Here is a 23509-nt window from a genome sequence, read left to right on the forward strand (position 1 = left end):
GCACCGAATCCCGAAAGTTCCCGGCGCAGGCCATTTCGTACTACTTGGCGGCCACTAAGTACCACTTGCGAGGGGTCAGGCGGGATAATCCGCCATTATCCCGCCTGATTTTTATTGCAATCTAAGGCTAGTTCTGATCTTGAAATAGTATGTAATTACGTGGTATGTAATACATTACGAAATCGTCCGGAGAGGATCATGGCACGTGGCGGCTTGTACAAGAGCGATATCCAGAAGGCCCGTGACGCCCTGCGGGCGCAGGGCAAGCACCCCTCGGTCGACGCCGTGCGGGTGGCACTGGGCAACACGGGCTCCAAAACCACGATCCACCGCCACCTCAAGGAACTGGAAGAAGAAGAGGGCCAAGGCCCGGGGGCCAAGGTCGCGGTCAGCGAGGCGTTGCAGGATCTGGTCGGCCGGCTGGCCGGACGCCTGCAGGAGGAGGCCGATACGGTGGTGACCGAGGCGCGTCAGGGCTTCGAGGCCCAGTTGCAGGAACGCAGCCAGGCCTTAGAACACCAGCGGCAGGAAGGCGCCGCGTTGAGCGCCCAGTTGCAGCGCACCGAGACCGCGTTGCAGGCGGAAAAGAGCGAGCACACGACGACGCAAACGGCACTGGCCGATGCCACCATGACGATCCGCCAACTGGAAGAGCGCATCGCCGGCCTGACCACGCGCCTGGCCGAGCACGAGGCCCACGCCCGATCATTGGAGGAAAAGCACCAGCATGCCCGCGAGGCGCTGGAACACTACCGAACCTCGGTCAAGGAGCAGCGTGACCAGGAACAGCGCCGGCACGAACACCAGGTCCAGGAACTGCAGGTCGCCCTGCGTCAGGCCAATGAGGCCCTGACCGCCAAAAACCACGAGCTGCTGCAACTGAACCGCGACAACAGTCAGTGGCTCGAACGGCACGGCCGCCTGGAACGGGAATTGACGCAAACCCGCCAAGCGGCGCAAGCCCAGCAACAGCAATTGGACGCATTGCGACAGACAGCGGTGGAGCACCAGGCCCTGCAGGCACGGTGGGCGCAAGATCTCCAGGCCTTGGAAGCCGCACACACCGAACTGACCGGCGCCCGCACGGATGCCGCGAAGGAACGGGAGCGCCGCGAGCATGCTGAAGCGGAGGCGCTGCGCGCCGGGGTCCGGTTGGAGACGTTGGAGCAGTTGCTCGCGCAATTGCGCTTACAGGAAGACAAGCCCGAACCGCCGGAACGATCGACAGTCCCATCCCGGCAGACTCGGAAGACCTAGCCTGTGGCCGGCATGATGGAGCGCAAGCTTTCGCTATGAATCAACTGCACGGCTGTTTTTTGCATGAATCCCTGCCGACCCTCATTGATACAGCGCAGATTCTGCGCATTCTGGGATGGCTGTGCGTGCTGACGCTCTGGAAGCGCCGACGGCACCGGGCTATTGGCCGTCGGCAGCTCAGTCCTAGCCGTCGACGGCTGCTCAGCGGCCTCAATGGATCGCCGCACACCCTCAAAACGCTCACTCCAGGCACTGTTTGTGCGACCCAGCGTAAGCACGCCAATGGTTGTAAGACTCACCAGAGTCAAAAATCCGGTAATCAGCCACGGGAAATTCCAACGCTTCCGCTCAATCGGCGGAAGGTACTCAGGCCGTTCGCGCTCCATACGCCCCCCAATCACGTCCAGATTGCATTGTACTGGGGGTGTAGGGGCAGCGCCCCTACGGAAGCGCTTTACACGCGCTGACGCGGCTTCGGCCCACGACTCATGTAGACCACATTGGACGTCTCGGCGCCGGGGCCGGGATCACGCACGCCGGACCTTCGTTCTCGGCGAATTCTGAGCGCTTCGGCTAGGTAGATGACGCTGGATTTCGCCGTGGCCGAAGCTTTTCGTGCAGCTGGTCTCCGGGGAGCCGCCTCAGCCATCATCAGTCGCCATTCCCGCGCAATGTTGCAGGTCAGGGACCACCAGGTCATGTCGCATGGCTCTAGCTGATGACCTTCGGGGGTGAACATGTGCCCAGCTTGGAATCCGAAACCGGCCCAAGGGCCGGTTAGGTCGATGCGATCATGGGGATCGATCTTGCTCATGCTGCAATCTCATCCTTGTCGGGGGAGCCAGCAGGGAGGCAAGAGCCAAGCCAGAGCCTCAGCCATTGCCATGCAGAGCCAACGAAGGCTGCAGCCGCCCGATACAGTATTTCGCATAATGTATATTATGTTACCAAGAGGTCTACCCCATACGAACCCCAGCCAGTCCAGCCCTGGCCGCATGCTGCTCCCCTTCAAGCAACCCTCCCAACGCCCGCAGAACCAGGCTCCACGGCGCCAACCTTCTCACCCAGCATGCAGGCCCGCCGGTGTAGGCTCGACGCACCACTTAAGGACGGGTTTGGCGATGCGCCTGGCTGATTTTATCGAACGGAATGCGCGGGAAATCCTGGAAGACGCGGTGGCATTCGCCGAGACGCAGGCACCCGATACTGTCGAGTTCAGCGCAAAGCAACTTCGGAATCATCTTCCCCAGATTCTTCAGGCAGTTGTAGATGATCTCAGATCGCCGCAGACAGCCTCCCAGCAGCTCGCAAAGTCCCACGGGCTTGCACCGTTGAAACCCGGCCCCGAGTCCGCCGCGTCCTATCATGGCCGAACCCGCGCCATCGCCGGCTTTGGTCTCAACCAGATGGTGGCTGAGTATCGAGCACTCCGGGCTTCGGTACTTCGGCGATGGGCATCCGACCAGCAGCTGATCGCTTCATCGATCGATGACATCCTTCGTTTCAATGAGGCCATCGACCAGGCGGTCGCCGAATCCCTTGCTCAGTTCTCTGCCGAGGTCGAATCCTGGCGGCAGATCTTCCTGGCAGCGCTCGGGCATGATCTCCGAGGTCCTTTGGCAGCGGTCATGTTCTCGGCGGACACTCTGGCCAGTGGGCTGCAGGATCCGGCATTGTTCAGGCAGGCCGAGCGGATCATCAATGGCAGCATGCGCATGAACAAGCTGCTCGACGACCTGCTGGCTTACAGCCGCAGCAAGCTGGGCGATGGGATGGCCATTCATCCGGTGGACTGCGATCTTGCCCAATCGCTTGGCGAGGAAGTCGAATTGCTTCGCGCTGCCCTGCCCCACGTCCCTATCACGTATGAGGTTGAAGGCGATGCCCGCGGTTGCTTCGATGCCTCTTCGTTGCGCGAGGCGGTTCACAACCTCACGACCAACGCTGCAAAGTACGGCGAACACGGCACCGATGTGCGGATCAGCCTTGAGGGCCTCGTCGACCAGATCATGATCACGGTGAGCAACACCGGGACCGAACTATCGGACGAAGCGTTCAACAGCCTGTTCGATCCCTTGCGCAGAGGCTCGCACAACGCGTCACAAGGCGAACACGCGAGCCTGGGCCTCGGCCTGTTCCTGGTGCGGGAAATCTGCCACGCGCACCGCGGCACGGTCCATGGACGATGGCGGGATGGTCGCACTTCATTCGTCATCACGCTCCCAAAGAACGCTGATTGAGGCGACCGGCCCGGCGACGGCACTACAGGAACCTGTGCATCACGAAGACATCGACCAACCCCAACTGACCGTGCCGGAACGCCTTCGGTAACGTCCCGACCACGTCGAACCCCAGCTTCCGGTACAGCGCCACCGCCGGGCCGTTGGTACTGACCACGTAATTGAACTGCATGGCCAGGAATCCTTCCGCCCTCGCCCGCTCCAGGCTGTGTTCCACCAGCGCCCGGCCCACGCCTTGCCCTTGTGCCGGCGCATCCACCACATACGTGGCGCTGGCCACATGCGCCCCCAGATCAGGAAAGTTCGGGCCCATCTTGTACATGCCCACCACCCGGCCCTCCAGCACAGCTACATGAGGCGCCTGGGCCTGGAACCAATGCGCGCGAAACGTCTCGACTGCGAAAGAGCCGGCAAAGGGCAGCGCATCCTGCGTCGCAATGGCCGTCTTGAACATGCCCCACATCACGTCGAAATCGCCTGCGCGGGCGGGCCGGATCTCCATGCGTCTCCTGCAGATCTGTGGTCATGACCAGGCCGCACACTACCAGAATCGAGCTCCGGCCCCGTAGCTGCTTCACGCGCCACCGCCATCCGCTCCGTAATAGTTGAGGAAATTCCAACCTTTTGAGCAGTAGATGCCCCCTGATTCCGCGCACATCCCGCACCGGCTTCGTCGATGGCGCGTTCCGGCCTACGTCCTGCTGGGCATCTACCTGCTGTATCTGCTGGCCGGCAACATCTTCCTCAACACGCCCCTGTTCGACCAGGTCACCAACCGCAAGCCGCACAAGTTCGTAATGACCACTGGGCCGGCCATTACGCTGTTGCCCGGCCACGTGATCGCCTGGAACGTGCACATGCGCGGCCACGTGAACCACACCGTCTACGTGCTGCATGCAGACCGCGCCAGCGCCCGATTGGCGGTGCTGCCCCTGTTCCAGCGCGAGGTGCGGGTGCCAAGGCTGCAGGCCACCGGAGTTTCCGCCGAGATCAGCCGCGTCGAAGAAGCCATCCCTTCACCGCCGCGCAGCGACCAGGGCTGGACCTTGCGTTTCGACGCCATCCACAGCGACAGCATCCGCAGCGCACGCTTCGGCAAGCTGCTGATCATCGGCAAGGGCCAAGGTACCGTGGGGTTCCTGAAGCAGCTGCGTGGCGGCCCATCCGAACTGTTCGATTCCGAAGTCTCGTTCAGCAAGGCAGACACCAGCTATGACGGCGTGCAGCTGTTGGGCGACATGGATCTCACCGCGCGCTTCAGCTATCCGCGCCATTATCGGGACCAGGCGCCCGGCCTGGCCAAGTTGAAGCTGCTGCATGCCCAGCTCGAGGTGGATGCCCGCAGCCAGGGCCTGCGCATGGACACCGATGCCACAACGCCGAAGATATCCAGCGCGCCCGTGCCCGGGCGCCTGCAGCTGGCGCTCCACCTGATCGATAGCCAGCTGCAGCCCGGTGACCACGCGCTGTGGCAGCTGCCGCTCCATCTGGGCGATGGCGCCCCCGATCGCGGCATGCTGGCACTGCAGCTCAATGTGGCCAAGGACCTGCGCCTGCAGGCGCGCCTGCCGCCAAAGCCCGGCTCAGGCAGCGAGGTGGATGCCGATCTGCATATCAGTGGCCGGGACATTCCCTTCCAACAGCCCGCACAGCTGCTGGAACGCAGCTCTGGCACTGTGCGCGGCGAATGGACGTTCACCTCGCTCAACTGGATCCCTGCCCTGTTCGTCCGCAAGCCGTGGCTGCAACTGGACGGCGGCGGCACGCTGAAAGCTGATCTGCGCCTGCGCAATGGCGAACTGATCGAAGGCAGCACCGTGGACATCCCGGCTGCCGAGGCCGTGGCCGAAGTCGCCGGCGTACGCCTGGCGGGCACGGCCAGCGCCCATGGCGAATTGAAGGCCGGCAGCCCCGGCCAGGCCCAGCTGGCCGTCCGGCTGCCGCGATTCACTGCGCGGCCAACCGATGCCAGGGACGTGCGCCTGTTCGACGGCCGGGATCTGGCCCTGGACCTGACCGGCGATGGCCGCCTGCAGGAACTGCGCAAAGGCGTCCGCGCGCAGCTGCGCTTCAGTGAAGCCACCATCCCTGATCTGACCGCCTACAACCGCTACCTCGGCTCACCGCAGGTGCGGCTGCTGCGTGGCACCGGCACCGTGAGCGGTGATGCGACCCTCGACACCGACGGGCGCGTCGGCCATGGCACGGCCCGGCTGTTGGGGCGCAACGCCAGCGCAAAGGTGGCAGGGTTGGACATGGGCGGCGATATCGACGTGAACGCAACGCTGCGCCGCGGTGACTTCAACCAGCGTCATTTCGATCTGTCCGGTACCACGGTCGAGCTGCGCAACGTGCAGGTGGCGGACACGCAGGGCTCGACGGCATGGAAAGGACGCGTCGCCTTCAAGCGTGGCCGTATCGATGCGCAGTCTCCGTTCCAGGTGGATGCCACCACGGACCTGGATCTCAGCGATGCGCGACCGTTGCTGGCGCTGTTCGCAGAGCGCACCGACTATCCGCGCTGGACCTTGTCCCTGCTGGATTCCGGACAGGTACAGGCACAGGCGACGCTGCGCTGGCGCCCTGGCCATCTGGTCATCGATGGCCTGCAGGCCGAGAACGATCGGCTGTCGGTACGCGCGCGGCTGGATCTGCTGGAACAGCGCAAACGCGGTGACCTCTATCTCCGGTGGGGGCTGCTGGGTGCGGGCATCGAGCTGGACGGCGATCAGCGCCAATGGCATCTGGCCAAGGCGCGCGAGTGGTTTGATCAACGGCCTTCCCTGCTGCCAGCAAGCCAGGGATCGTCTGCCGCCGGATCTTCAGACTGAAGGCCCGCGACACCTGCATCCATTCGCGGCCTCTGCGCGTACACGGGATCATGCGCATCAGGGATGCTGGACGGTATGAAGCGGAGTATGAAGCGGAGTTCGCAGGTTTTCGGGCTGCTGGGATGGGTGGCGATCACCTTCGTCGCGGCCGCCCTGGGCGCGTGGGCGTCCACATCCGCGGCCAGCTTCTACGCCACCCTCGATCTTCCCCCGTGGGCACCACCGGCCAGTGTCTTTGGTCCGGTGTGGACCCTGCTCTACGCCATGATGGCGATTGCCGCGTGGCTGGTGTGGCGCGAACGCGGCTGGCGCGGGGCACGACCGGCGCTGATGCTCTACCTGGTGCAGCTTGCCGTCAATGCGCTGTGGAGCTGGCTGTTCTTCGGCTGGAAGCTGGGCGCCCTGGCCTTCGCTGACATTATTGTATTGATTGCGCTGGTTTGCGCAGCGATCGTCGCGTTTGCGCGCATCCGTCCGACTGCGGCGACGCTGCTGCTTCCCTATCTGGCCTGGATCTCGTTCGCCTCGGCGCTCAACTTCGCGGTATGGCGAGCCAATCCCGGGCTGCTGTGATCTCCGCCGCTTACGCCTGGGCAACGGCCTGCGGGCGCCAGGTCCGCAGCAGGGCCGGCTTGAACGCCTGCTGCCCGCAGCCGGTAGGGCATCGCACCACCCGCGCCGCAGTATGGCTGACCAGGCCCTGCCCTTCTTCGGCCTTGAAGATCGTCTCGCAGGACAGGCAGCGGGCAACCAGCGAGTACAGGTGCAGCAGCCGGCCGCTGGCCGGGTCCTGCAACGCGTCCACATCCAGCAGTTCAAACTGGCAGCTGTCAGCCAGCATGCGGTACGGGGACAGGGGCGCGGGCTGCAGGTTCACGGGGCGGTCGCTCAGGGAAGTGGATCCACTCTAGGCAATGACCTGTCGAGCTGATGTGCAGCGGAGATGTATTCTTCGCGAAAACCTCAAGTGCTCGACCTCGTCCCTACATGAAGAATTCAGCTTGGACAGAAGCACGCTTCACACGCATACACTGGTAGGCGAATGCACGCTTTTGCTTCACCATTGAGGGGTACCGGATGTACCACTGGGCCTTTCCAGCCATCCACGAATGATGAGTCCCGCCCTTGATGCCTTCTGCTCAGTCCGCGCACGACACTGCCTTGTCCAGTTGCGCGCGCGAACCGATCCACACCCCCGGCGCGATCCAGCCCTATGGTGTGCTTCTGGTCGTTGAACCGCAGTCCCTGCAGGTGCGCGAACGCGCCATCAGCCAGCCCGGGCTGCTGCAGCAGTTCGGCGAACCGTTGATGCGGCACGTCAGTGAGGTGTTCGGCGGCGTGCTGGCGCCGTTCCAGGGCTTGTTCCAGCAGGCCGTGATCGGCAGCAGTGCCCATGTCGGTGCCGTGCATCTGGACGGCCACGGCCGGCATCAGTTGCTGGTGCACCGTTCCGCCACCGATCTGCTGGTCGAGCTGGAAGCACCGGTTCCGGGCCAGCCCGGCTCGCTGGAAGAGCTGTATCCGGCCATCCGCGAGCTGATGGCCGGCATCGAGTCGGCCAGCACCGTGGAAGACCTCTGCCAGCTGGCTGCCGCGCACATGCGCCGGCTCACCGGCTTCGACCGCACCCTGGTCTACCAGTTCGATGCTGGCTGGAACGGCATCGTGGTGGCCGAGGATGGCAACGGCCTGTTGCCGTCCTACCTGGACCTGCGCTTCCCCGAATCGGACATTCCAGCACAGGCCCGCGAACTCTACCGCCGCAACCGGGTACGCCTGATCGCGGACAACAGCTATACCCCGGCCCCGCTGATGCGGGCCGAGGATCAACGCGACGCGCCGCCCACCGACCTGAGCATGGCGGTGCTGCGCAGCGTCTCGCCGGTGCACCTGCACTACATGCGCAACATGGGTACCGGCGCGTCGATGTCGGTATCGCTGGTGCATGAAGGCCGCTTGTGGGGCCTGGTGTCCTGCCACACCGTGCAGCCACGCCGCCTGCCCTACCACGTGCGCACTGCCTGCGAGTTCATGGGCCAGATCCTGTCGCTGCAGATTGCGTTGAAGGAGCGTGCGCGTGCGATCGAAGAGCGCGTTGCCCGTCGTTCCATACTGGTCAAGCTACTGGGTCGCATGGCCGGCGACGAGGACTTCATGGCGGCCCTGCGCCAGGACGAGGCCAGCCTGCTGTCGCTGACCGGCGCGGCCGGCGCGGCGATCGTGCACAAGGGCGATTGCCTGCGTGTTGGCCAGTGCCCTTCCTCCAGCGACGTGCTGGCCCTGGCGAACTGGCTGGCCACGCAGCAGGCCGGCCAGGAAACCTACTGCACCGATCACCTGGCAGCCGACTGGTCGCCTGCCGCGCACCTGGCCGACGTCGCCAGCGGCCTGCTGGCGGTGTCCATTTCGCAGCTGCATGACAGTTACCTGATGTGGTTCCGCCCGGAAGTGGTGCGCACCGTGCGCTGGGGCGGCGATCCCCGCAAGGAAGCAGCACCGGGCGTGGCGCTGTCCCCGCGCAACTCGTTCGAGGCCTGGAAGGAGACCGTGCAGCAGCGCAGCCTGCCGTGGAGCGACGCTGACTGCGACGCGGCACACGAGATGCGCACGGCCATCGTCGATATCGTGCTGCGCAAGGCCGAGGAAATGGCCGAACTGAACGAGCAGCTGCTCCGCAGCAACAAGGAACTGGAAGCCTTCTCCTATTCGGTCAGCCACGACCTGCGCGCTCCGTTCCGTCACATTGTCGGCTATTCCGAACTGCTGGGCAGCTCTGCGGGCGAGCGCCTGAACGATACCGAGCGCCGATTCCTGGACACGATCGTGGAATCGGCCAAGTCCGCCGGAACACTGGTGGATGACCTGCTCAGCTTCTCGCAGATGGGGCGCTCCACGCTGGGGCGTGTGCGGCTGGACATGACCGCGCTGGCCGAGGATGTGCGCCGGAGCCTGGCCCTGGACTACGCCGGCCGCGACGTGCAGTGGACGCTCGCACCGCTGCCGGAGGTCGAGGCCGATCCGACGATGCTGCGCCTGGTATGGCAGAACCTGCTGGCCAACGCGATCAAGTTCACCCGCGAGCGCGAACACGCGGTGATCGAGGTTGGTCACGAGCGAAACGACGACGAAGACCACTTCTTCGTGCGCGACAACGGCTGCGGCTTCGACATGCGCTACGTGGACAAGCTGTTCGGCGTGTTCCAGCGCCTGCACCACGTCGAAGAGTTCGAAGGCACCGGCATCGGCCTTGCCAATGTCCGCCGCATCATCGGCCGCCATGGCGGCCGTACCTGGGCCGAGGGCGAGCCCGGCAAGGGCGCCACGATCCATTTCACCCTACCCCGCTTCACAGGAGAACACCCATGAGGGACCTGCGGCCGATCCTTCTGGTAGAGGACAGCCCCAAGGATGCAGAGCTGACGATGGCCGCGCTTGCGCGCTGCCAGCTGTTGAACGATGTCATCCATGTACGCGACGGCGCCGAAGCGCTGGATTACCTGCGCTGCGAAGGCAAGTTCGCCGGCGCCATGCACGGCGGCCCGGTGGTGGTGCTGCTGGACCTGAAGCTGCCCAAGGTCAATGGCCTGGAGGTGCTGGAACAGGTGCGTGGCGACCCGCAGCTGAGCAGCACGCCGGTGGTGATGTTGACCTCCTCGCGCGAAGAACAGGATCTCGTGCGCAGTTACGAACTGGGCGTGAATGCCTTCGTGGTCAAGCCGGTCGACTTCAAGGAATTCTTCGACGCCATCCAGGGGCTGGGCATGTTCTGGGGCATCACCAACCAGCCACCACCGCATCGGCCCAATGGCTCGGGGCAGCACAACAATGCGTGATGGATCGCGCCGCAGCGAGCGCCTGCGCATCCTCATGCTGGAGGACAGCGCGCTTGATGCGGAGCTGATCACCGCACAGCTGCAGCGTGCCGGCCTGGAATTCGAGGCCGAGCGCCTGTGGACCCGCAACGCGTTCATCGAGGCCATCGACAGCCGTGCGTTCGACGTGATCCTCGCCGACCACGTGCTGCCCGGATTCGATGGCGATGCGGCCCTCGCACTGGCACGCGAGCGGATTCCGCAGACCCCTTTCATCTTCGTCTCCGGCACGCTGACCGAAGAGCTGGCGGTGCAGGCGCTGACCCGTGGCGCGCGCGATTATGTGGTCAAGCAGCGCCTGCAGCGCCTGCCGGATGCGATCCGCCGCGCCCGCCAGGAAGCCCATGAGCGCAACCAGCTGCTTCATGCGCAGGCTGCGCTGAATGAGAGCCAGGCGCAGCTGCAGCAGGTGACGGATGCCGTACCCGCGCTGATCGCCCAGCTCGACAACGCGCATCGCTACCGGTTCGCCAACAAGGCGTTCCTGGACTGGCATGGATTCAGCCTGGCCGAGCTGCTGGGCCGGACAGCGCGCGAGGTCAGCGGCATTTCCGCCTTCGAACACGCCCTGCCGAGCCTGGAACGGGTGCTGCAGGGCGAACGCACCAGCTTCCAGGTCGAGCTGGTGCACCGCAGCGGCCAATCACGATTCGTGCAGATGGACTGCGTGCCTGAGCATGCGGCCGACGGCAGCGTGGCCGGCTACATCTGCCTGGGTAGCGACGTCTCGCAGCTGAAACAGGCCGAGCTGGCCCTGCGCGAGGACAACCAGCTGCTCGAGCAGCAGGTGCAGGCGCGCACGGCCGAGTTGCGCGCCAGCAAGCGGCGCCTGCAGGCGATCTTCGAATCCAGCTTCCAGCATCAGATGCTGCTGGATCTGTCCGGGCGCGTGGTGGATGCCAATGACGCGTCACTGGCCGCAGTGCTGGCGGACAAGAAGGACGTGGTTGGCCAACGCTTCGGTGAATCGCTCTGGTTCGCCACAACCGATGGCATCGGCGTGCTGATCGATCGGGCCGTCGCTGCAGCCGTGCAGGGCCGGAGTTCGCTGCATTCACTGGAGCTGGAACTCCCGACCGGGCCGCGCAGCTTCGATTTTTCGTTCCGCCCGCTGCTGGATGCCGAAGGCGTGGTCACCGCCGTGGTCTCCGAGGCCGTGGAAACGACGGCGCGCCTCCAGGCCGAACATGCACTGCGCCAATCACAGAAGATCGAGGCGGTCGGCCAGCTCACCGGCGGCATCGCGCATGATTTCAACAACATCCTGACGGTCATCTCCGGCAACGTCGAGCACGCCATGCTGCTGAATGAGCGCGCGGGCGAAGCCGGGGCGATGGTCAGCCGGGCGCTGGACAACGCGCTGAAGGGTGTCGGGCGTGCCGCCAGCCTGACCCAGCGCCTGCTGGCATTTGCCCGACGCCAGCCGCTGCACAGCCAGGCCGCCAACCTCCACGAGCGCCTGCTGGACATGCACGACATGCTGCAGCGTGCACTGGGTGAGCTGGTACAGCTGGAGATCCGCAGCGCCGAGGACATCTGGTGCGTGGAGATCGACATCAGCCAGCTGGAGGCCTCCGTACTGAACCTGGCGGTGAATGCCCGCGATGCGATGCCACACGGCGGCCGGCTGGTGATCGAGGTCGACAACAGCCACCTCGACCACGACTACGCTGCCCTGTTCCCGGATGCAACACCAGGCCAGTACGTGATGTTGCGGGTGCGCGACAACGGCCATGGCATGGACGCGGCCACCCTGGCCCGCGTGTTCGAACCGTTCTTCACCACCAAGCAGGTCGGCCGCGGCACCGGGCTGGGACTGTCGATGGTGCATGGGTTCGTCAAGCAGTCCGGCGGCCACGTGCTGATCGATTCGGTGGAAGGCGGCGGCACGAGCATTACCATGATGTTTCCGCGCTCGCCGCTGACTCTGCCCCGCGAAACACGCACCCCGCAGACCGGCCTGGCCGGCTACTCGCCGCGCGAGGAAACCATTCTGGTGGCCGAGGACAACGACGATGTCCGCGCCTACACGGTGGATTCGCTGCGGCTGCTCGGCTACCGCGTGCTGGAAGCCCACGATGGCCCCTCCGCGCTACGGTTGCTGGAGCGCCCCGACACCAGGGTGGACCTGCTGTTCTCGGACGTGGTGATGCCCGGCATGTTGGGCTGGGAGCTGGTCCGTCAAGTCCGCGAACGCTGGCCGGAAGTCGCCGTCCTGTTCACGTCGGGCTATCCACGTGACCACGATCAGGCGGGCAGCCAGGGACGCGCGGTTGCCCTGCTGCCGAAGCCGTTTACGCGAAGTGACCTGGCGCTGGCGGTACGCACTGCGCTGGAGGCCGCGCCGCACTGAGCTCAGGAGGCCGGGTCGCCTAGGCCAGCGGCGATCCGGTTGATGTCCGCGCACTCCACCGTGGCCGGCGGATGCTCCCTGCCGGCCAGTGCAATCATCGCCTGACCGAGAGCCAGATTGCTGGTCATCAGCGATGGCGCAATCGCGCTGGCCAGCTTCATCAACGGCGCACCGCCCCAGTACAGGGGCTTCAACAGGGCATGACGGGTGCCGGTGCCCGGGACCGGCCTGACACCGCCCGGGCGCAGCATCACGGTGCGCACCGGCAGGCCCTGCAATGCGACCTCGGTCTCGCCCTTGATCCTCAACGGCATCAGCCGGCTCCGAGGGTCCGCGCCGGCACCGGATACATACAGAAAGCACCCTTCGGGATTCGCAGCCGCCCAGGCACGGGCCACCGCCAGGGTGGTGTCCAGGGTCACGCGTCGGTACTCGGCCTCTGCCGTGCCGACCGGTGGCGCCCCGGCACAGTAGAAGCAGGCATCGAACCCGGCCAGTTCATCCGACCGGTCCTGGATGCGCAGGAAGTCCGGAACGATCAGTTCGCTGCCGGCGCCGCTCAGACTTCCCGGGTGGCGGACCAGCGCTGTCAGGCGGGACACCTGTGGTGAGCGCTGGCAGGCCAACGCCACACCCTGCCCGACCAGGCCTGCGGCACCGGTCAACAGAATCCGTAATGCGCCCGTCCCGACCATCGTCGTCCCCGCTAGAGTTTCACGAAACGCTGGATCTTCCGCGCCAGCCAGCCACTGAACACCAGCGGCGCATCCAGCGCTGACACGCAGATGCAGGGAACACCGGGCGCGGTCACCGGTTGATGCTCCACGTCTTCGTCCAGATCTGCCACGTCACCCGGCGCGAACAACCCCAGCGCATCGTTGTACGAACCCCGCAGGATCTGGGTCAGTTCGCTGCGGCCATGGCTGTGCATCGGCAGGCATTTGCCCGGGGCGATCTTCAGCATGATCAGCGAAGGCATCTGCTCTGCACGGATGCAGTGCACGCCCGGCGCCATCCAGCGCCAGCGCAGGTCGCTGAGCGAGGCGCCGAAGTACGGATGCAGCGATGCAGGCAGATGGTCCGGATTGGCCTCAGGGCGCTCCTTCGGCACGGGGCGTGCGACCCCAGCCATGGGCACCGGCGCTTCCGCGGCCAGCTGCATCAGCATTGCCTCGCGCAGCTGTTCGCGTCGCGTCTCCGCTGCAGTTGGCTGGGTCTGCTCCAGCAGCACCGAGCCGATCGCTTCGGCGTCGCGCAGGCGCTGACGGCAATGCGGGCACTGCTCCAGATGGGCACCGGCGACGATGCTCAACGGCGCCGGCAGCGCGCCGGCGGCATAGCTCATCAGGGTCGATTCGTGCAGATGGTGGTGCGGGTTCACAGCGCACCTCCCACTTTGGCCTGAAGCTGCAGAAAGGCGCGGCGCAGGTGCGATTTGACCGTTCCCAGCGGCATGCCCAGCGCCTCTGCGATCTCGCTGTGGCTCTTGGCCTCGAAATAGGACATCCGCACCAGCCGCGCCTGTAGCGCGGGCAGTTCGTTGATGCGCTGGCGCAGACGTGCCTGGTCGGCGAACTGCTCGGCACTGCTGCGCTCGATCACATCCAGTGTGGCAGCGTCCTCCACCGCTGCCTGCACCTGCATCCAGCTGCGCTCGCGACGGATGCGATCGATATGCAGGTTTCGCGCAATCCGGTACAGCCACGTACTGAGGGCGCCTTGGGCTGCGTCGTAGTCGGCGGCCCGCAGCCACAGGCGCAGCAGGCATTCCTGGGCCAGTTCCTCGGCGACGCCGTCGGGTGCACCCAGGCCGCGCAGGTACACGCACAGCCGCGGCATGAAGTAGTCATAGATCCGCATGAAACAGTCGCGGTCGCGCAGGCGCGCCACGCCGTCCATGTCACCGGCCCAGTTCGTCGGCTCGCTGCTCGGCTGCTGGGAACTGGACACGGTGCGTGCGCTATCGAAGTTGAGGAGTGTGCTGGCGGCGTCAGGGTACATCTGGGTTCGCGGCGGGCGGGTGAAGGTCTGTCCTCTGTACGCGCAGGGGCAGCAATTGGATGCAGCCGGCACGACGCATCCAACGGGCCGCCCCCGCCGTATGACCTGGGCCCTCCTCTTCCGGATGAAGACCCATGCGCACTGCCTGGCTGCTGCTGTGCCTGCCCCAAGCCGTGCTGGCGGCACCCTGGTTGCGAAGCGAGGGCGTGGCCACCTCCGCGCAGGGCGACATCCTCTACCGTGAAGTGCACTGGCGACGCGAGGCAACGGAGGGCGCCGAGCGCTGGGTGCTGTACCAGTGCCCGGATGGCCCACCCTTCGCCCGCAAGCATCTGCCCGCCAGTGCCCGCCCACAGGCACGGGGATATTCGCTGGAGGACCGCCGCAGCGGCCAGACCGCCGAGGTCGACGCCGCTGGCGACTCGGTGTCGATTGCATGGAAGGAGGATGCCGCCAGTGAGCTGCGCAGGCGCCGGCTTGAACAGCCGCCGGACGCGGTGATCGATGCGGGGTTTGATGCCGCAGTACGCCTGCACTGGCCGGTGCTGCTGCGCGGCGAACGCATCACACTGCCGTTCCTGGTGCCTGCACGCCAGCGCTACTTCCCGGTGCAGGTGCGGCGCGTCGGCCCGGCACGTTGGCAGGGCATCGACGCCCAGGCCATCGAGGTCAGCCTGGACACCTGGTACGGCGGCATCGCGCCGCGCCTGGCCCTGGTCTACGCCACGGCCGACCGTCGCCTGCTGGAGTTCCGCGGCACCAGCAACCTGCGCGATGCGCGCGGCACTTATCCGCAGGTGACGGTGCGCTTCCGGTCGCCAGCTGCCGAGCGACCGGCAGGTGACTGGCAACAGGCGTGGGCGCAGCCCCTGGCCGAGCGTTGCGCTGTGACGCCCAGGTGAAGCGAAATTCAGTTCGAAGTGGCGCATCCATTGCGCACCCTGCTGCGTAAAGGAAGACACGACACCCGCCGAGATCCGCCATGGCCTCTGTAGCGCCCCTCCCCCGTCGACGCTGGCGCCTGCTGCGTACGTTGCAGCGGTGGGTGGATACCAGCAACGCCACAGAGACCACCGGCGAACGGCCAGGACGCATCGACTGGGTGCGCGCGGTACCCTTTGCACTGATGCACCTGGCCTGCATCGCGGTGATCTGGGTGGGCGTGTCATGGACGGCGGTCGTCGTGGCCACGGCGCTCTACGCCGTGCGCATGTTCGCCATCACGGCGTTCTATCACCGCTACTTCTCGCACCGCACCTTCCAGGCACCGCGTCCGGTGCAGTTCGTGTTCGCGGTCATCGGCGCGTCCAGCGTGCAGCGCGGTCCGCTGTGGTGGGCTGCCCATCATCGCCACCACCATCGGCATGCCGACCAGCCGCTGGACCCGCATTCGCCGCGCGAAGGCGGCTTCTGGCGCAGCCACATGGGCTGGTTCCTCACCCGCGAGGCATTCGCGACCGATCTGTCGCGTGTACCTGACCTGGCGCGCTTCCCCGAACTGCGCTGGCTTGACCGTTTCGATACCGCCATTCCCGTGCTGCTGGCCATCGGACTGTATGCATTGGGTGCAGCACTGGAACGCTGGGCGCCCGGCCTGCACACCACGGGCCCGCAGTTGCTGGTGTGGGGCTTCTTCATCTCCACCATCGTGCTGTTCCACGCCACCGTCACCATCAATTCGCTGGCCCACCGTTTCGGCCGCCGCCGCTTCGAGACCCGCGACGACAGCCGCAACAACCTGTGGCTGGCGCTGCTCACCTTCGGTGAGGGCTGGCACAACAACCATCACTTTTTCCCCGGCACCGTGCGCCAAGGCTTCCGCTGGTGGGAAGTGGACCTGACCTGGTACGGGCTGCGCGCGATGGCGGCGCTGGGCCTGGTCAAAGGGCTCAAGCCCATCCCCGAGTGGGTTCTGGCCAAGGCGAGGTACTGAGATGCGCATCGCGGTCATCGGCTCGGGTATCGCGGGGCTGGCCAGTGCCTGGTGGCTGGATGGCCAGCACGACGTCACGCTGTTCGAGGCCAACGATTACCTCGGCGGCCACACCCATACCCACGAGGTGCAGGTGGCGGGCCGAGGCATGGCGGTGGATACCGGTTTCATCGTCTTCAACCCCCAGCACTATCCCTTGCTGTCGGCACTGTTCGACGAGTTGGGCGTGGCCTCGCAACCGACCACGATGAGTTTCTCCATGCACAGTGAGCGCAGCGGCGTGGAGTACAACGCCACCTCGCTGGATGGGCTGTTCTGCCAGCGCCGCAACCTGGTATCGCCGCGCTTCTGGGGCATGCTGGCCGATCTGCGCCGGTTCTATCGCGACGCGCCGTTGCTGCTGGCCGAAGAAGACGGCCCCACGCTCGGCGACTACCTGCGCAGCCAGCGCTATGGCGAGGCGTTCATCGACGAGCACCTGCTGCCGATGGCCTCGGCGCTGTGGTCCTCGCCGACGGCCACCGTGCAGGCGTTCCCGGCGCGCTACCTGGCCCAGTTCATGGCCAACCACCAGATGCTGCAGATGACCGGGCGGCCAAGCTGGCGGGTGGTCAGCGGGGGATCGACGCGCTACGTGGATGCGCTGCGTCGCCGCTGGCGCGTGCATGAGCGGCTGCAATGCCCGGTCAGCAGGGTCGAGCGCATGCCCTGGGGTGCACGCGTGCACAGCAGCGCCGGCGTGGAGGCCTTCGACGAAGTGATCCTGGCCTGCCACAGCGACCAGGCACTGGCGTTGCTTGCCGACACAGATGCCATCGAGCGTGAGGTCCTCGGCGCCATCAGCTATCAGTCCAACGAGGCGGTGCTGCATACCGATGCATCGTTGCTGCCGCGCAACCGCAAGGCGTGGGCGGCCTGGAACGCGCACGTACCACAGGATCGCGCGGCGCCCTGCACGGTCAGCTACTGCATGAACCTGCTGCAGGGCCTGCCGGGCGACATCCCCCTGGTAGTGACCCTCAACCGCAGCGAGGCAATCGATCCGGCCAAGGTGCTGCGGACCCTGCATTACGCGCACCCGGTACACGACCACGCTGCAGTGCGCGCACAGCAGCGCTGGGCGGAACTGCAGGGCCGCCGCCACACATGGTTTGCAGGCGCCTATTGGGGCTGGGGATTCCACGAGGATGGCATCCGCAGTGCCCGCCACGTGGTCGATGCCCTGCAGGCCTGCGCTCCGCATCGGAACGTATCCGCCTCGGATGAGGTGGCGGCATGAGTGCCAGCGCGCTCTACATCGGGAAGGTGATGCATCGCCGGCATCATCCGCATCCGCATGCATTCCGTTACCGCATCGCGCAGCTGCTGCTCGACCTGGATGAACTCGACACGGTGTTCGCCGGGCGCTGGTTGTGGTCGGTCAATCGCCGCAACCTGGCCGAGTTCCGCCGCAGCGACTACTTCGGTGATCCCGCGCGGCCGCTGGCCGATGCGGTGCGCGACCACGCTGCAGGCACGCTTGGCTACCGGCCAGCCGGTCCGGTGCGCCTGCTCACCCACCTCCGCTTCGCCGGGCATGTCTTCAACCCGGTCAGCTTCTACTACTGCTACCAGGCCGACGGCAGCACGCTGGACTGCATCGTGGCCGAGATCACCAATACCCCCTGGAAGGAACGGCACGCCTATGTGCTGCCGGTTGCCACGGCGCTCCACGAAGGGGCGTCATTGCGTTGGCAGTTCGACAAGCGCTTCCATGTCTCGCCGTTCATGCCGATGGATTGCCGCTATGACTGGCGCTTCAACCGCCCGGACCAGGACCTGCGCGTGCACATGCAGGTCTGGCGCGACGGGGTGCGCCAGTTTGATGCCACCCAGGCCATGCAGCGACATGCCTTGAACGGCCGAGGGCTGGCCCGGGTGCTGGCCTGCTATCCGCTGATGACCACCCAGGTGGTGGCCGCCATCCACTGGCATGCACTTCGGCTGTGGATGAAACGCAACCCCGTGCACGACCACCCTGCTCTTGCCGAGAAACCACGATGAACTCGATGACCCCTCTGGTCGCCCTGCCGCGCCCCGGCGCCCTGGATGCGTTCCTGCGCCGCCGCCTGCTGGCCCTGCTTGCCCCCATGCGCGACGGTCGCCTGTGCGTACGTGACGCATTGGGCGAGGTCTGGCTGGGCGATGCCCGTGGCGAACTGCATGTCACCGTCACCATCGATGACCCGGGGTTCTATCGCAAGGTTGCAGCGCAAGGCAGTGTGGGCGCAGGTGAAAGCTACATCCAGGGCGAATGGCACTGTGATGATCTGGTGGCACTGATCCGGCTGCTGGTACGCAATCGCGACCTGCTGGACGGCATGGAGCGTGGCCCGGCCCGCGTGGGTGGCTGGCTGCTGCGGGGCTGGAACCGCCTGCGCCGCAATAGCCGTGAGGGCAGCCGCCGCAACATCGCCGCGCACTATGACCTGGGCAACGATTTCTTTGCCCTGTTCCTGTCGCCGGACCTGATGTACTCGTCGGCGTTGTTCGCCAGTGAGTCCGAACCGCTGGAATCGGCCTCGCGGCGCAAGCTGGACCGCATCTGCCAGCAGCTGCAGCTCAAACCCGGCGACCGCGTGGTGGAAATCGGCACCGGCTGGGGTGGTTTCGCGGTCCATGCCGCCCGGCACTATGGCTGCCATGTCACGACCACCACCATCTCTGCAGAACAGCATGCGCTGGCCGCCCGGCGTGTACGGGAGGCGGGCCTGCAGGACCAGGTCACGCTGCTGATGCAGGATTACCGCGACCTGCAAGGCCAGTTCGACAAGCTGGTGTCGATCGAGATGATCGAAGCGATCGGCGCCGAATACCTGGACACCTACATGGCCACGCTGCAGCGCCTGCTCAAGCCTGATGGCGTTGCCCTGTTGCAGGCCATCACCATCGAGGACCACCGCTACGAACAGGCCCGGCGCAGCGTCGATTACATCAAGCGCTATGTATTCCCGGGCAGCTTCATCCCATCGATCAACGCGATCATGGCCGCCAAGAGCCGATCCAGCGACCTGCAGCTGATCGCCCAGCAGGATTTCGGCCACTCCTACGCATTGACCCTTCGCGCCTGGCGCCAACGTTTCCTGGCCCAGCTGCCGGCAGTGCAGGCGCAGGGCTTTGACGCGCGCTTCTGCCGGCTGTGGGAATTCTACCTGGCCTATTGCGAGGGTGGCTTCCTGGAACGTTCGATCGGCGTCTCGCATCTGCTGCTGGCCCGTCCGGAGCACCGGCCCATTTTCGCTGCGACCGACAGCCACTGACATGCATCGCTTCTGGGCCAATCTGCTCGGCAACCAGCTGGTCTGGCTGTGTGCCGTGGCCGGCGCGGGCCGCGGCTGGCAGTGGCCCGCGCTACTGGCCGCGTCGCTCTACATCGGCAGCCAGCTGTTGACCTCACCGCGCCCCCGGCTGGATCTGCGGCTGTTGCTGTTGGCACTGGCCTGCGCATGGCTGGTCGACGCCAGTGCCGCCGCCAGCGGCACGGTGCGCTACGCGGCGGCCCCACTGGGTTGGGCGCCACCGCCGTGGATCATGGCGTTGTGGGCGGCGTTCGCGATGACGCTGACCACGTCGATGCGCTTCCTGCAGCACCACCCGGCCCTGCCGGCCCTGTTCGGCCTGCTGCTGGCACCGCTGGCCTATCTGTCTGCCGCACGCGGTTTCGACGCAGTGCGGTTCGCAGATCCCGTATGGCCAGGACTGCTGGTGCTGGGCGCGGGCTGGAGCATTGCGCTTTCCCTGCTGTGCCGGACCGCCCGTCGCGGCATGCACATCCCGCAGCCGCCCTTCGCAGGAGCGTCGTCATGATCAATCTGATGTGGGTCCTGCTGTACGCCGTACTGGTGATGAGCTGGGGCTGGGCCTGGCAGCGCCGCCACCACAACATCGGCGTGGTTGATGTGCTCTGGGCAAAGGGCATGGGCGCCTCGGCGCTGTTGCTCGCGCTGCTCGGCGGCGGTGCGGTGATGCCGCGGATCGCGTTGGGCGTGCTCGGCGGCCTGTGGGGCAGTCGACTCGCCCTGCACCTGTGGCACCGGGTCCGTCACGAAGAAGAGGACGGACGCTACCGCTACCTGCGCCAATACTGGCACGGCCACCAGGGCAAGATCTTCGGCTTCTTCATGGCGCAGGCGTTGCTGATCGTCCTGTTCGCCCTGCCCTTCGTGGCGGTGGCTGCCAATCCTCGGGCCGACCTGACCCTGTGGGTGGTGGCCGCAGCGCTGGTCTGGCTGCTGAGCGTCGGCGGCGAAAGCCTGGCCGACCGCCAGCTGGCGCGTTTCCGCGCCGACCCGGCGAACAGGGGCCGCACCTGCCGCGTCGGACTCTGGCGCTATTCCCGCCACCCCAACTACTTCTTCGAGTGGCTGCACTGGTTCACCTATGTCCTGCTCGCGGTCGGCTCGCCACTGTGGTGGCTGGCCTGGGCCGGCCCGCTGCTGATGTACGTGTTCCTGCGCTATCTGAGCGGCATTCCATTCACCGAGAAACAGGCGCTGCGCAGCCGCGGCGACGACTATCGCGCCTACCAGCGCAGTACACCGATGTTCTTTCCCTGGTTTCCCCGTTCTTCCAAGGAGCATTCCGCATGAGCGCGATCCCGTCACTGAACCCGGCCGAAGATGCGGAAACCGGGCTGATCGCCTGGGCCGAACGCGGGCTGGTCCCCGATGCGGCGCTGCGTGCGGGCATCCGCCGCTTGTGCGCGCAGCGCCTGCATGAGGAAAGCGAGGGTGGCATCGAAGGCCAATCGGCACGCTTCAGCCGGCGCATCGCCGAGCTGGCCGACAGCCCGCTCGCGTTGCATACCGACGCAGCCAACCGCCAACACTATGAAGTGCCGGCAGCCTTCTTCCAGGCCTGCCTGGGCAAGCGACTGAAGTACAGCAGCTGCTACTACCCCACCGGGCGCGAAACGCTGGACCAGGCGGAGGACGCCATGCTGGAACTGTACGGCCAGCGCGCCGGACTGGCCGATGGCCAGCAGATTCTTGAGCTGGGCTGCGGCTGGGGCTCATTGACCCTGTGGATGGCCGAACGCTACCGGCAGGCGCATATCACTGCCGTCTCCAACTCGCACAGCCAACGCCAGCACATCATGGCGCAGTGCCAGGCGCGCGGCCTGGACAACGTCGAGGTGCTGACCTGTGACGTCAACCAACTTGATCTGCCGACAGCCCGGTTCGACCGCTGTGTCTCGGTGGAGATGTTCGAGCACGTACGCAACTACGGGCGCCTGCTGGCAGGCATCGCACGATGGCTGAAACCGGAGGGTACGTTGTTCGTGCACATCTTCGCCCATCGCACACTGATGTATCCGTTCGAGACAGACGGCGGCGACAACTGGATGGGTCGCCACTTCTTCACCGGCGGACTGATGCCGGCCGCCGACACGCTGCTGCATTTCCAGCGCGACCTGCGCCTGGATCAACGCTGGTTGCTGGACGGCACCCACTACCAGCGCACGGCCGACCACTGGCTGGCCAACCAGGATGCCGCCCGCGAGCAGGTGATGCCGGTGTTGATCGCCACCTACGGCCAGGCTGCAGCGAAGGTCTGGTGGCAGCGCTGGCGGATGTTCTGGATGGCATGCGCCGAACTGTTCGGTTACGACGACGGCCAGCAGTGGCTGGTCGCCCACTATCTGTTCCGACCCCGCTGAGGTGCCCCATGCGCATGTTCTCGCTGCTTCCGCTGATCGCAGTCGGCCTGTTCGGCTCAGGCTGCTCCTCCAGCGACACCCGGCCGCTTCCGCGTGCGCCTTCGGTGGATGTGCCACGCTTCATGGGCGACTGGTACGTGATCGCCCATATTCCGTCCTGGCCCGAACGCGATGCCTACGATGCGGTGGAAAGCTATGCCCTGAAGCCCGACGGGCGCATCCAGACCACCTTCACCTATCGCAAGGGCAGCTTCGATGCGCCGCAGAAGTCGATGCACCCCATTGGCCGTGTCGAGAAGGCAGGCAATGGCGCGATCTGGGGCATGCAGTTCATCTGGCCGATCCAGGCCGAGTACGTGATCGCCTGGCGGGATGACGACTACCGCCAGACCATCGTGGCGCGCAGCAAGCGCGACTATGTCTGGTACATGGCGCGTACGCCGCAGGTGTCCGACGGCGACTACCAGAAGGCCGTGCAGCGCATCGCCGAGATGGGCTACGACATCCGCCGACTCCGGCGCGTGCCGCAATCCGTCCGGTAGCATTCGATCCCATCAATTGACAGCTCCGAATCGATGGATGCAGCGAATCACTTCTTAGGAATATTCGCAAAAATCAAGCAATTTCGATGTTCGCCGCGACAGCAGCGCCAGAATGGTCATCACGCCCCATGGGCGCCGATCACCTCCCTGCGCATGAATGGACCTCCTGCCCCGCGCCCGCTGCGACTGGCACTACTGGACGACCACGAAGTCGTCCGTCGCGGCACTGCCCTGCACCTCTCCCGCGACGCCCGCTTCCGTATCGTCGCCAGCCACGCCCGCAGCGACGAACTCATCCACAGCCTCCAGCAGATGCGGGTGGATGTCGCGATCATCGATCTGACCCTGGCCCGCGACGATCGCAGCGCGTCCGAGCTGACCCCGCTGCTGCGCGAGCACTTTCCTCGCGTCACCCTGCTCGCTTTTGCGACCCTTTCACCCTCGATCCACATCAACCAGCTCATCGCCACGGGTGTCAGCGGCGTGGTCAGCAAGGCCGAACCACTGCCGATGCTCTCCGACGCGATCGTGCGGGTATCGCAGGGCCTTCCGCGACTGCCACCCGACTGCACCCTGCCGGGAGACTGCGAAGAGCTCAGCCGCAACGAGCGCGAAGTACTGGAGCTCCTGCTGGCGGGCCTGACCGTTTCGGAAATCGCGCTCCGCCGCCATCGCAGCATCAAGACCGTCAGCACACAGAAGGTTGCGGCCCTGCGCAAGCTCAGGCTGCGCAACGATGCCGAGATCTACGCCATGCGGCAGCAGCTGGAATCACCGTGAAG

23 protein-coding genes are annotated in these 23509 nt (G+C 65.7%); 17 read left to right on the forward strand and 6 right to left on the reverse strand.

Annotated features, from left to right (window positions below):
- Positions 1-198 precede the first annotated feature (198 nt).
- Positions 199-1257, forward strand: a complete 1059-nt coding sequence (locus JLDANKMP_RS21125) for a DNA-binding protein (protein WP_014647101.1) — start codon at positions 199-201, stop codon at positions 1255-1257.
- Positions 1258-1711: 454 nt separating this feature from the next.
- On the opposite strand, the gene JLDANKMP_RS21130 is transcribed toward JLDANKMP_RS21125, so the two are convergent.
- Complete coding sequence (locus tag JLDANKMP_RS21130) at positions 1712-2071, reverse strand: DUF3653 domain-containing protein (RefSeq protein ID WP_032966757.1); 360 nt, start codon at positions 2069-2071, stop codon at positions 1712-1714.
- A 307-nt stretch (positions 2072-2378) separates the two neighbouring features.
- Here JLDANKMP_RS21130 and JLDANKMP_RS21135 point away from each other — a divergent pair, with 307 nt between their 5' ends.
- Entirely contained in the window at positions 2379-3497 is a 1119-nt protein-coding gene (locus JLDANKMP_RS21135) for a sensor histidine kinase (RefSeq protein WP_212562035.1), read from the forward strand.
- A gap of 22 nt (positions 3498-3519) precedes the next feature.
- Here JLDANKMP_RS21135 and JLDANKMP_RS21140 read toward each other — a convergent pair whose 3' ends face one another.
- Complete coding sequence (locus JLDANKMP_RS21140; protein ID WP_005409638.1) at positions 3520-3999, reverse strand: GNAT family N-acetyltransferase; 480 nt, start codon at positions 3997-3999, stop codon at positions 3520-3522.
- A gap of 133 nt (positions 4000-4132) precedes the next feature.
- Here JLDANKMP_RS21140 and JLDANKMP_RS21145 point away from each other — a divergent pair, with 133 nt between their 5' ends.
- Together JLDANKMP_RS21145 and JLDANKMP_RS21150 are read left to right on the forward strand one after the other, a co-directional pair.
- Positions 4133-6328, forward strand: coding sequence for a hypothetical protein (locus JLDANKMP_RS21145; protein ID WP_212562036.1), 2196 nt, complete (start codon positions 4133-4135; stop codon positions 6326-6328).
- Positions 6329-6415: 87 nt separating this feature from the next.
- A complete protein-coding gene (locus tag JLDANKMP_RS21150; protein WP_212562102.1) occupies positions 6416-6901 on the forward strand; it encodes a TspO/MBR family protein in 486 nt (161 codons plus the stop codon).
- Positions 6902-6911: 10 nt separating this feature from the next.
- Here JLDANKMP_RS21150 and JLDANKMP_RS21155 read toward each other — a convergent pair whose 3' ends face one another.
- Complete coding sequence (locus JLDANKMP_RS21155) at positions 6912-7205, reverse strand: hypothetical protein (RefSeq protein WP_033835164.1); 294 nt, start codon at positions 7203-7205, stop codon at positions 6912-6914.
- A gap of 251 nt (positions 7206-7456) precedes the next feature.
- Here JLDANKMP_RS21155 and JLDANKMP_RS21160 point away from each other — a divergent pair, with 251 nt between their 5' ends.
- From JLDANKMP_RS21160 to JLDANKMP_RS21170, 3 genes are read left to right on the forward strand one after another with little or no spacing between them, the layout of a single operon-like run.
- Positions 7457-9694, forward strand: coding sequence for an ATP-binding protein (locus JLDANKMP_RS21160; protein ID WP_212562037.1), 2238 nt, complete (start codon positions 7457-7459; stop codon positions 9692-9694).
- Positions 9691-10161, forward strand: a complete 471-nt coding sequence (locus JLDANKMP_RS21165) for a response regulator (RefSeq protein ID WP_005409633.1) — start codon at positions 9691-9693, stop codon at positions 10159-10161. Before JLDANKMP_RS21160 ends, JLDANKMP_RS21165 begins: the two co-directional genes overlap by 4 nt.
- Complete coding sequence (locus JLDANKMP_RS21170) at positions 10154-12553, forward strand: hybrid sensor histidine kinase/response regulator (RefSeq protein ID WP_212562038.1); 2400 nt, start codon at positions 10154-10156, stop codon at positions 12551-12553. Before JLDANKMP_RS21165 ends, JLDANKMP_RS21170 begins: the two co-directional genes overlap by 8 nt.
- 2 nt (positions 12554-12555) lie before the next feature.
- Here the strand turns inward: JLDANKMP_RS21170 and JLDANKMP_RS21175 are convergent, their stop codons facing one another.
- From JLDANKMP_RS21175 to JLDANKMP_RS21185, 3 genes are read right to left on the reverse strand one after another with little or no spacing between them, the layout of a single operon-like run.
- Positions 12556-13248 (reverse strand): oxidoreductase, encoded by a 693-nt coding sequence (locus JLDANKMP_RS21175; RefSeq protein ID WP_212562039.1) that lies wholly within the window; start codon positions 13246-13248, stop codon positions 12556-12558.
- Positions 13249-13259: 11 nt separating this feature from the next.
- Positions 13260-13934, reverse strand: coding sequence for a ChrR family anti-sigma-E factor (locus tag JLDANKMP_RS21180; RefSeq protein WP_212562040.1), 675 nt, complete (start codon positions 13932-13934; stop codon positions 13260-13262).
- Positions 13931-14554: a sigma-70 family RNA polymerase sigma factor gene (locus tag JLDANKMP_RS21185; RefSeq protein ID WP_212562041.1), complete on the reverse strand. Its 624-nt coding sequence runs from the start codon at positions 14552-14554 to the stop codon at positions 13931-13933. Before JLDANKMP_RS21185 ends, JLDANKMP_RS21180 begins: the two co-directional genes overlap by 4 nt.
- Before the next feature lie 134 nt (positions 14555-14688).
- On the opposite strand from JLDANKMP_RS21185, the gene JLDANKMP_RS21190 reads away from it, so the two are divergent.
- From JLDANKMP_RS21190 to JLDANKMP_RS21235, 10 genes are all read left to right on the forward strand, one after another.
- Complete coding sequence (locus JLDANKMP_RS21190; protein WP_212562042.1) at positions 14689-15456, forward strand: hypothetical protein; 768 nt, start codon at positions 14689-14691, stop codon at positions 15454-15456.
- Positions 15457-15536: 80 nt separating this feature from the next.
- On the forward strand, positions 15537-16487 hold the full coding sequence (locus JLDANKMP_RS21195) for an acyl-CoA desaturase (protein WP_212562043.1): 951 nt from the start codon (positions 15537-15539) through the stop codon (positions 16485-16487).
- A 1-nt stretch (position 16488) separates the two neighbouring features.
- Positions 16489-17766 carry an FAD-dependent oxidoreductase gene (locus JLDANKMP_RS21200; RefSeq protein WP_212562044.1) on the forward strand — a complete coding sequence of 426 codons (1278 nt, stop codon included), beginning with the start codon at positions 16489-16491 and terminating at the stop codon, positions 17764-17766.
- Positions 17763-18530 carry a DUF1365 domain-containing protein gene (locus tag JLDANKMP_RS21205; RefSeq protein ID WP_212562045.1) on the forward strand — a complete coding sequence of 256 codons (768 nt, stop codon included), beginning with the start codon at positions 17763-17765 and terminating at the stop codon, positions 18528-18530. The genes JLDANKMP_RS21200 and JLDANKMP_RS21205 overlap by 4 nt, the downstream gene beginning before the upstream one ends.
- Positions 18527-19786, forward strand: a complete 1260-nt coding sequence (locus tag JLDANKMP_RS21210) for a cyclopropane-fatty-acyl-phospholipid synthase family protein (RefSeq protein WP_212562046.1) — start codon at positions 18527-18529, stop codon at positions 19784-19786. The genes JLDANKMP_RS21205 and JLDANKMP_RS21210 overlap by 4 nt, the downstream gene beginning before the upstream one ends.
- A gap of 1 nt (position 19787) precedes the next feature.
- Positions 19788-20333, forward strand: a complete 546-nt coding sequence (locus JLDANKMP_RS21215; protein WP_024957374.1) for a DUF2878 domain-containing protein — start codon at positions 19788-19790, stop codon at positions 20331-20333.
- A complete protein-coding gene (locus tag JLDANKMP_RS21220; protein WP_212562047.1) occupies positions 20330-21115 on the forward strand; it encodes a DUF1295 domain-containing protein in 786 nt (261 codons plus the stop codon). The genes JLDANKMP_RS21215 and JLDANKMP_RS21220 overlap by 4 nt, the downstream gene beginning before the upstream one ends.
- A complete protein-coding gene (locus tag JLDANKMP_RS21225; RefSeq protein WP_212562048.1) occupies positions 21112-22185 on the forward strand; it encodes a cyclopropane-fatty-acyl-phospholipid synthase family protein in 1074 nt (357 codons plus the stop codon). The genes JLDANKMP_RS21220 and JLDANKMP_RS21225 overlap by 4 nt, the downstream gene beginning before the upstream one ends.
- A gap of 8 nt (positions 22186-22193) precedes the next feature.
- Complete coding sequence (locus JLDANKMP_RS21230) at positions 22194-22727, forward strand: lipocalin family protein (protein ID WP_212562049.1); 534 nt, start codon at positions 22194-22196, stop codon at positions 22725-22727.
- 33 nt (positions 22728-22760) lie between these two features.
- A complete protein-coding gene (locus tag JLDANKMP_RS21235) occupies positions 22761-23507 on the forward strand; it encodes a response regulator transcription factor (protein ID WP_249337033.1) in 747 nt (248 codons plus the stop codon).
- The last annotated feature ends 2 nt before the right edge of the window (positions 23508-23509 follow it).

It is taken from the genome of Stenotrophomonas sp. PE591 (assembly GCF_018320795.1).
Taxonomy (GTDB): Bacteria; Pseudomonadota; Gammaproteobacteria; order Xanthomonadales; family Xanthomonadaceae; genus Stenotrophomonas; species Stenotrophomonas maltophilia.

What these genes read in the sequence shown, in the direction of transcription:
- JLDANKMP_RS21150 (WP_212562102.1), top strand. Translation starts at nt 6,416, where the DNA reads ATGAAGCGGAGTTCGCAGGTTTTCGGGCTGCTGGGATGGGTGGCGATC.
- JLDANKMP_RS21165 (WP_005409633.1), top strand. Translation starts at nt 9,691, where the DNA reads ATGAGGGACCTGCGGCCGATCCTTCTGGTAGAGGACAGCCCCAAGGAT.
- JLDANKMP_RS21215 (WP_024957374.1), top strand. Translation starts at nt 19,788, where the DNA reads ATGCATCGCTTCTGGGCCAATCTGCTCGGCAACCAGCTGGTCTGGCTG.
- JLDANKMP_RS21235 (WP_249337033.1), top strand. Translation starts at nt 22,761, where the DNA reads ATGGATGCAGCGAATCACTTCTTAGGAATATTCGCAAAAATCAAGCAA.
- JLDANKMP_RS21145 (WP_212562036.1), top strand. Translation starts at nt 4,133, where the DNA reads ATGCCCCCTGATTCCGCGCACATCCCGCACCGGCTTCGTCGATGGCGC.
- JLDANKMP_RS21205 (WP_212562045.1), top strand. Translation starts at nt 17,763, where the DNA reads ATGAGTGCCAGCGCGCTCTACATCGGGAAGGTGATGCATCGCCGGCAT.
- JLDANKMP_RS21200 (WP_212562044.1), top strand. Translation starts at nt 16,489, where the DNA reads ATGCGCATCGCGGTCATCGGCTCGGGTATCGCGGGGCTGGCCAGTGCC.
- JLDANKMP_RS21210 (WP_212562046.1), top strand. Translation starts at nt 18,527, where the DNA reads ATGAACTCGATGACCCCTCTGGTCGCCCTGCCGCGCCCCGGCGCCCTG.
- JLDANKMP_RS21170 (WP_212562038.1), top strand. Translation starts at nt 10,154, where the DNA reads ATGCGTGATGGATCGCGCCGCAGCGAGCGCCTGCGCATCCTCATGCTG.
- JLDANKMP_RS21130 (WP_032966757.1), bottom strand. Translation starts at nt 2,071, where the DNA reads ATGAGCAAGATCGATCCCCATGATCGCATCGACCTAACCGGCCCTTGG.
- JLDANKMP_RS21135 (WP_212562035.1), top strand. Translation starts at nt 2,379, where the DNA reads ATGCGCCTGGCTGATTTTATCGAACGGAATGCGCGGGAAATCCTGGAA.
- JLDANKMP_RS21195 (WP_212562043.1), top strand. Translation starts at nt 15,537, where the DNA reads ATGGCCTCTGTAGCGCCCCTCCCCCGTCGACGCTGGCGCCTGCTGCGT.
- JLDANKMP_RS21190 (WP_212562042.1), top strand. Translation starts at nt 14,689, where the DNA reads ATGCGCACTGCCTGGCTGCTGCTGTGCCTGCCCCAAGCCGTGCTGGCG.
- JLDANKMP_RS21185 (WP_212562041.1), bottom strand. Translation starts at nt 14,554, where the DNA reads ATGTACCCTGACGCCGCCAGCACACTCCTCAACTTCGATAGCGCACGC.
- JLDANKMP_RS21125 (WP_014647101.1), top strand. Translation starts at nt 199, where the DNA reads ATGGCACGTGGCGGCTTGTACAAGAGCGATATCCAGAAGGCCCGTGAC.
- JLDANKMP_RS21230 (WP_212562049.1), top strand. Translation starts at nt 22,194, where the DNA reads ATGCGCATGTTCTCGCTGCTTCCGCTGATCGCAGTCGGCCTGTTCGGC.
- JLDANKMP_RS21220 (WP_212562047.1), top strand. Translation starts at nt 20,330, where the DNA reads ATGATCAATCTGATGTGGGTCCTGCTGTACGCCGTACTGGTGATGAGC.
- JLDANKMP_RS21175 (WP_212562039.1), bottom strand. Translation starts at nt 13,248, where the DNA reads ATGGTCGGGACGGGCGCATTACGGATTCTGTTGACCGGTGCCGCAGGC.
- JLDANKMP_RS21160 (WP_212562037.1), top strand. Translation starts at nt 7,457, where the DNA reads ATGCCTTCTGCTCAGTCCGCGCACGACACTGCCTTGTCCAGTTGCGCG.
- JLDANKMP_RS21225 (WP_212562048.1), top strand. Translation starts at nt 21,112, where the DNA reads ATGAGCGCGATCCCGTCACTGAACCCGGCCGAAGATGCGGAAACCGGG.
- JLDANKMP_RS21140 (WP_005409638.1), bottom strand. Translation starts at nt 3,999, where the DNA reads ATGGAGATCCGGCCCGCCCGCGCAGGCGATTTCGACGTGATGTGGGGC.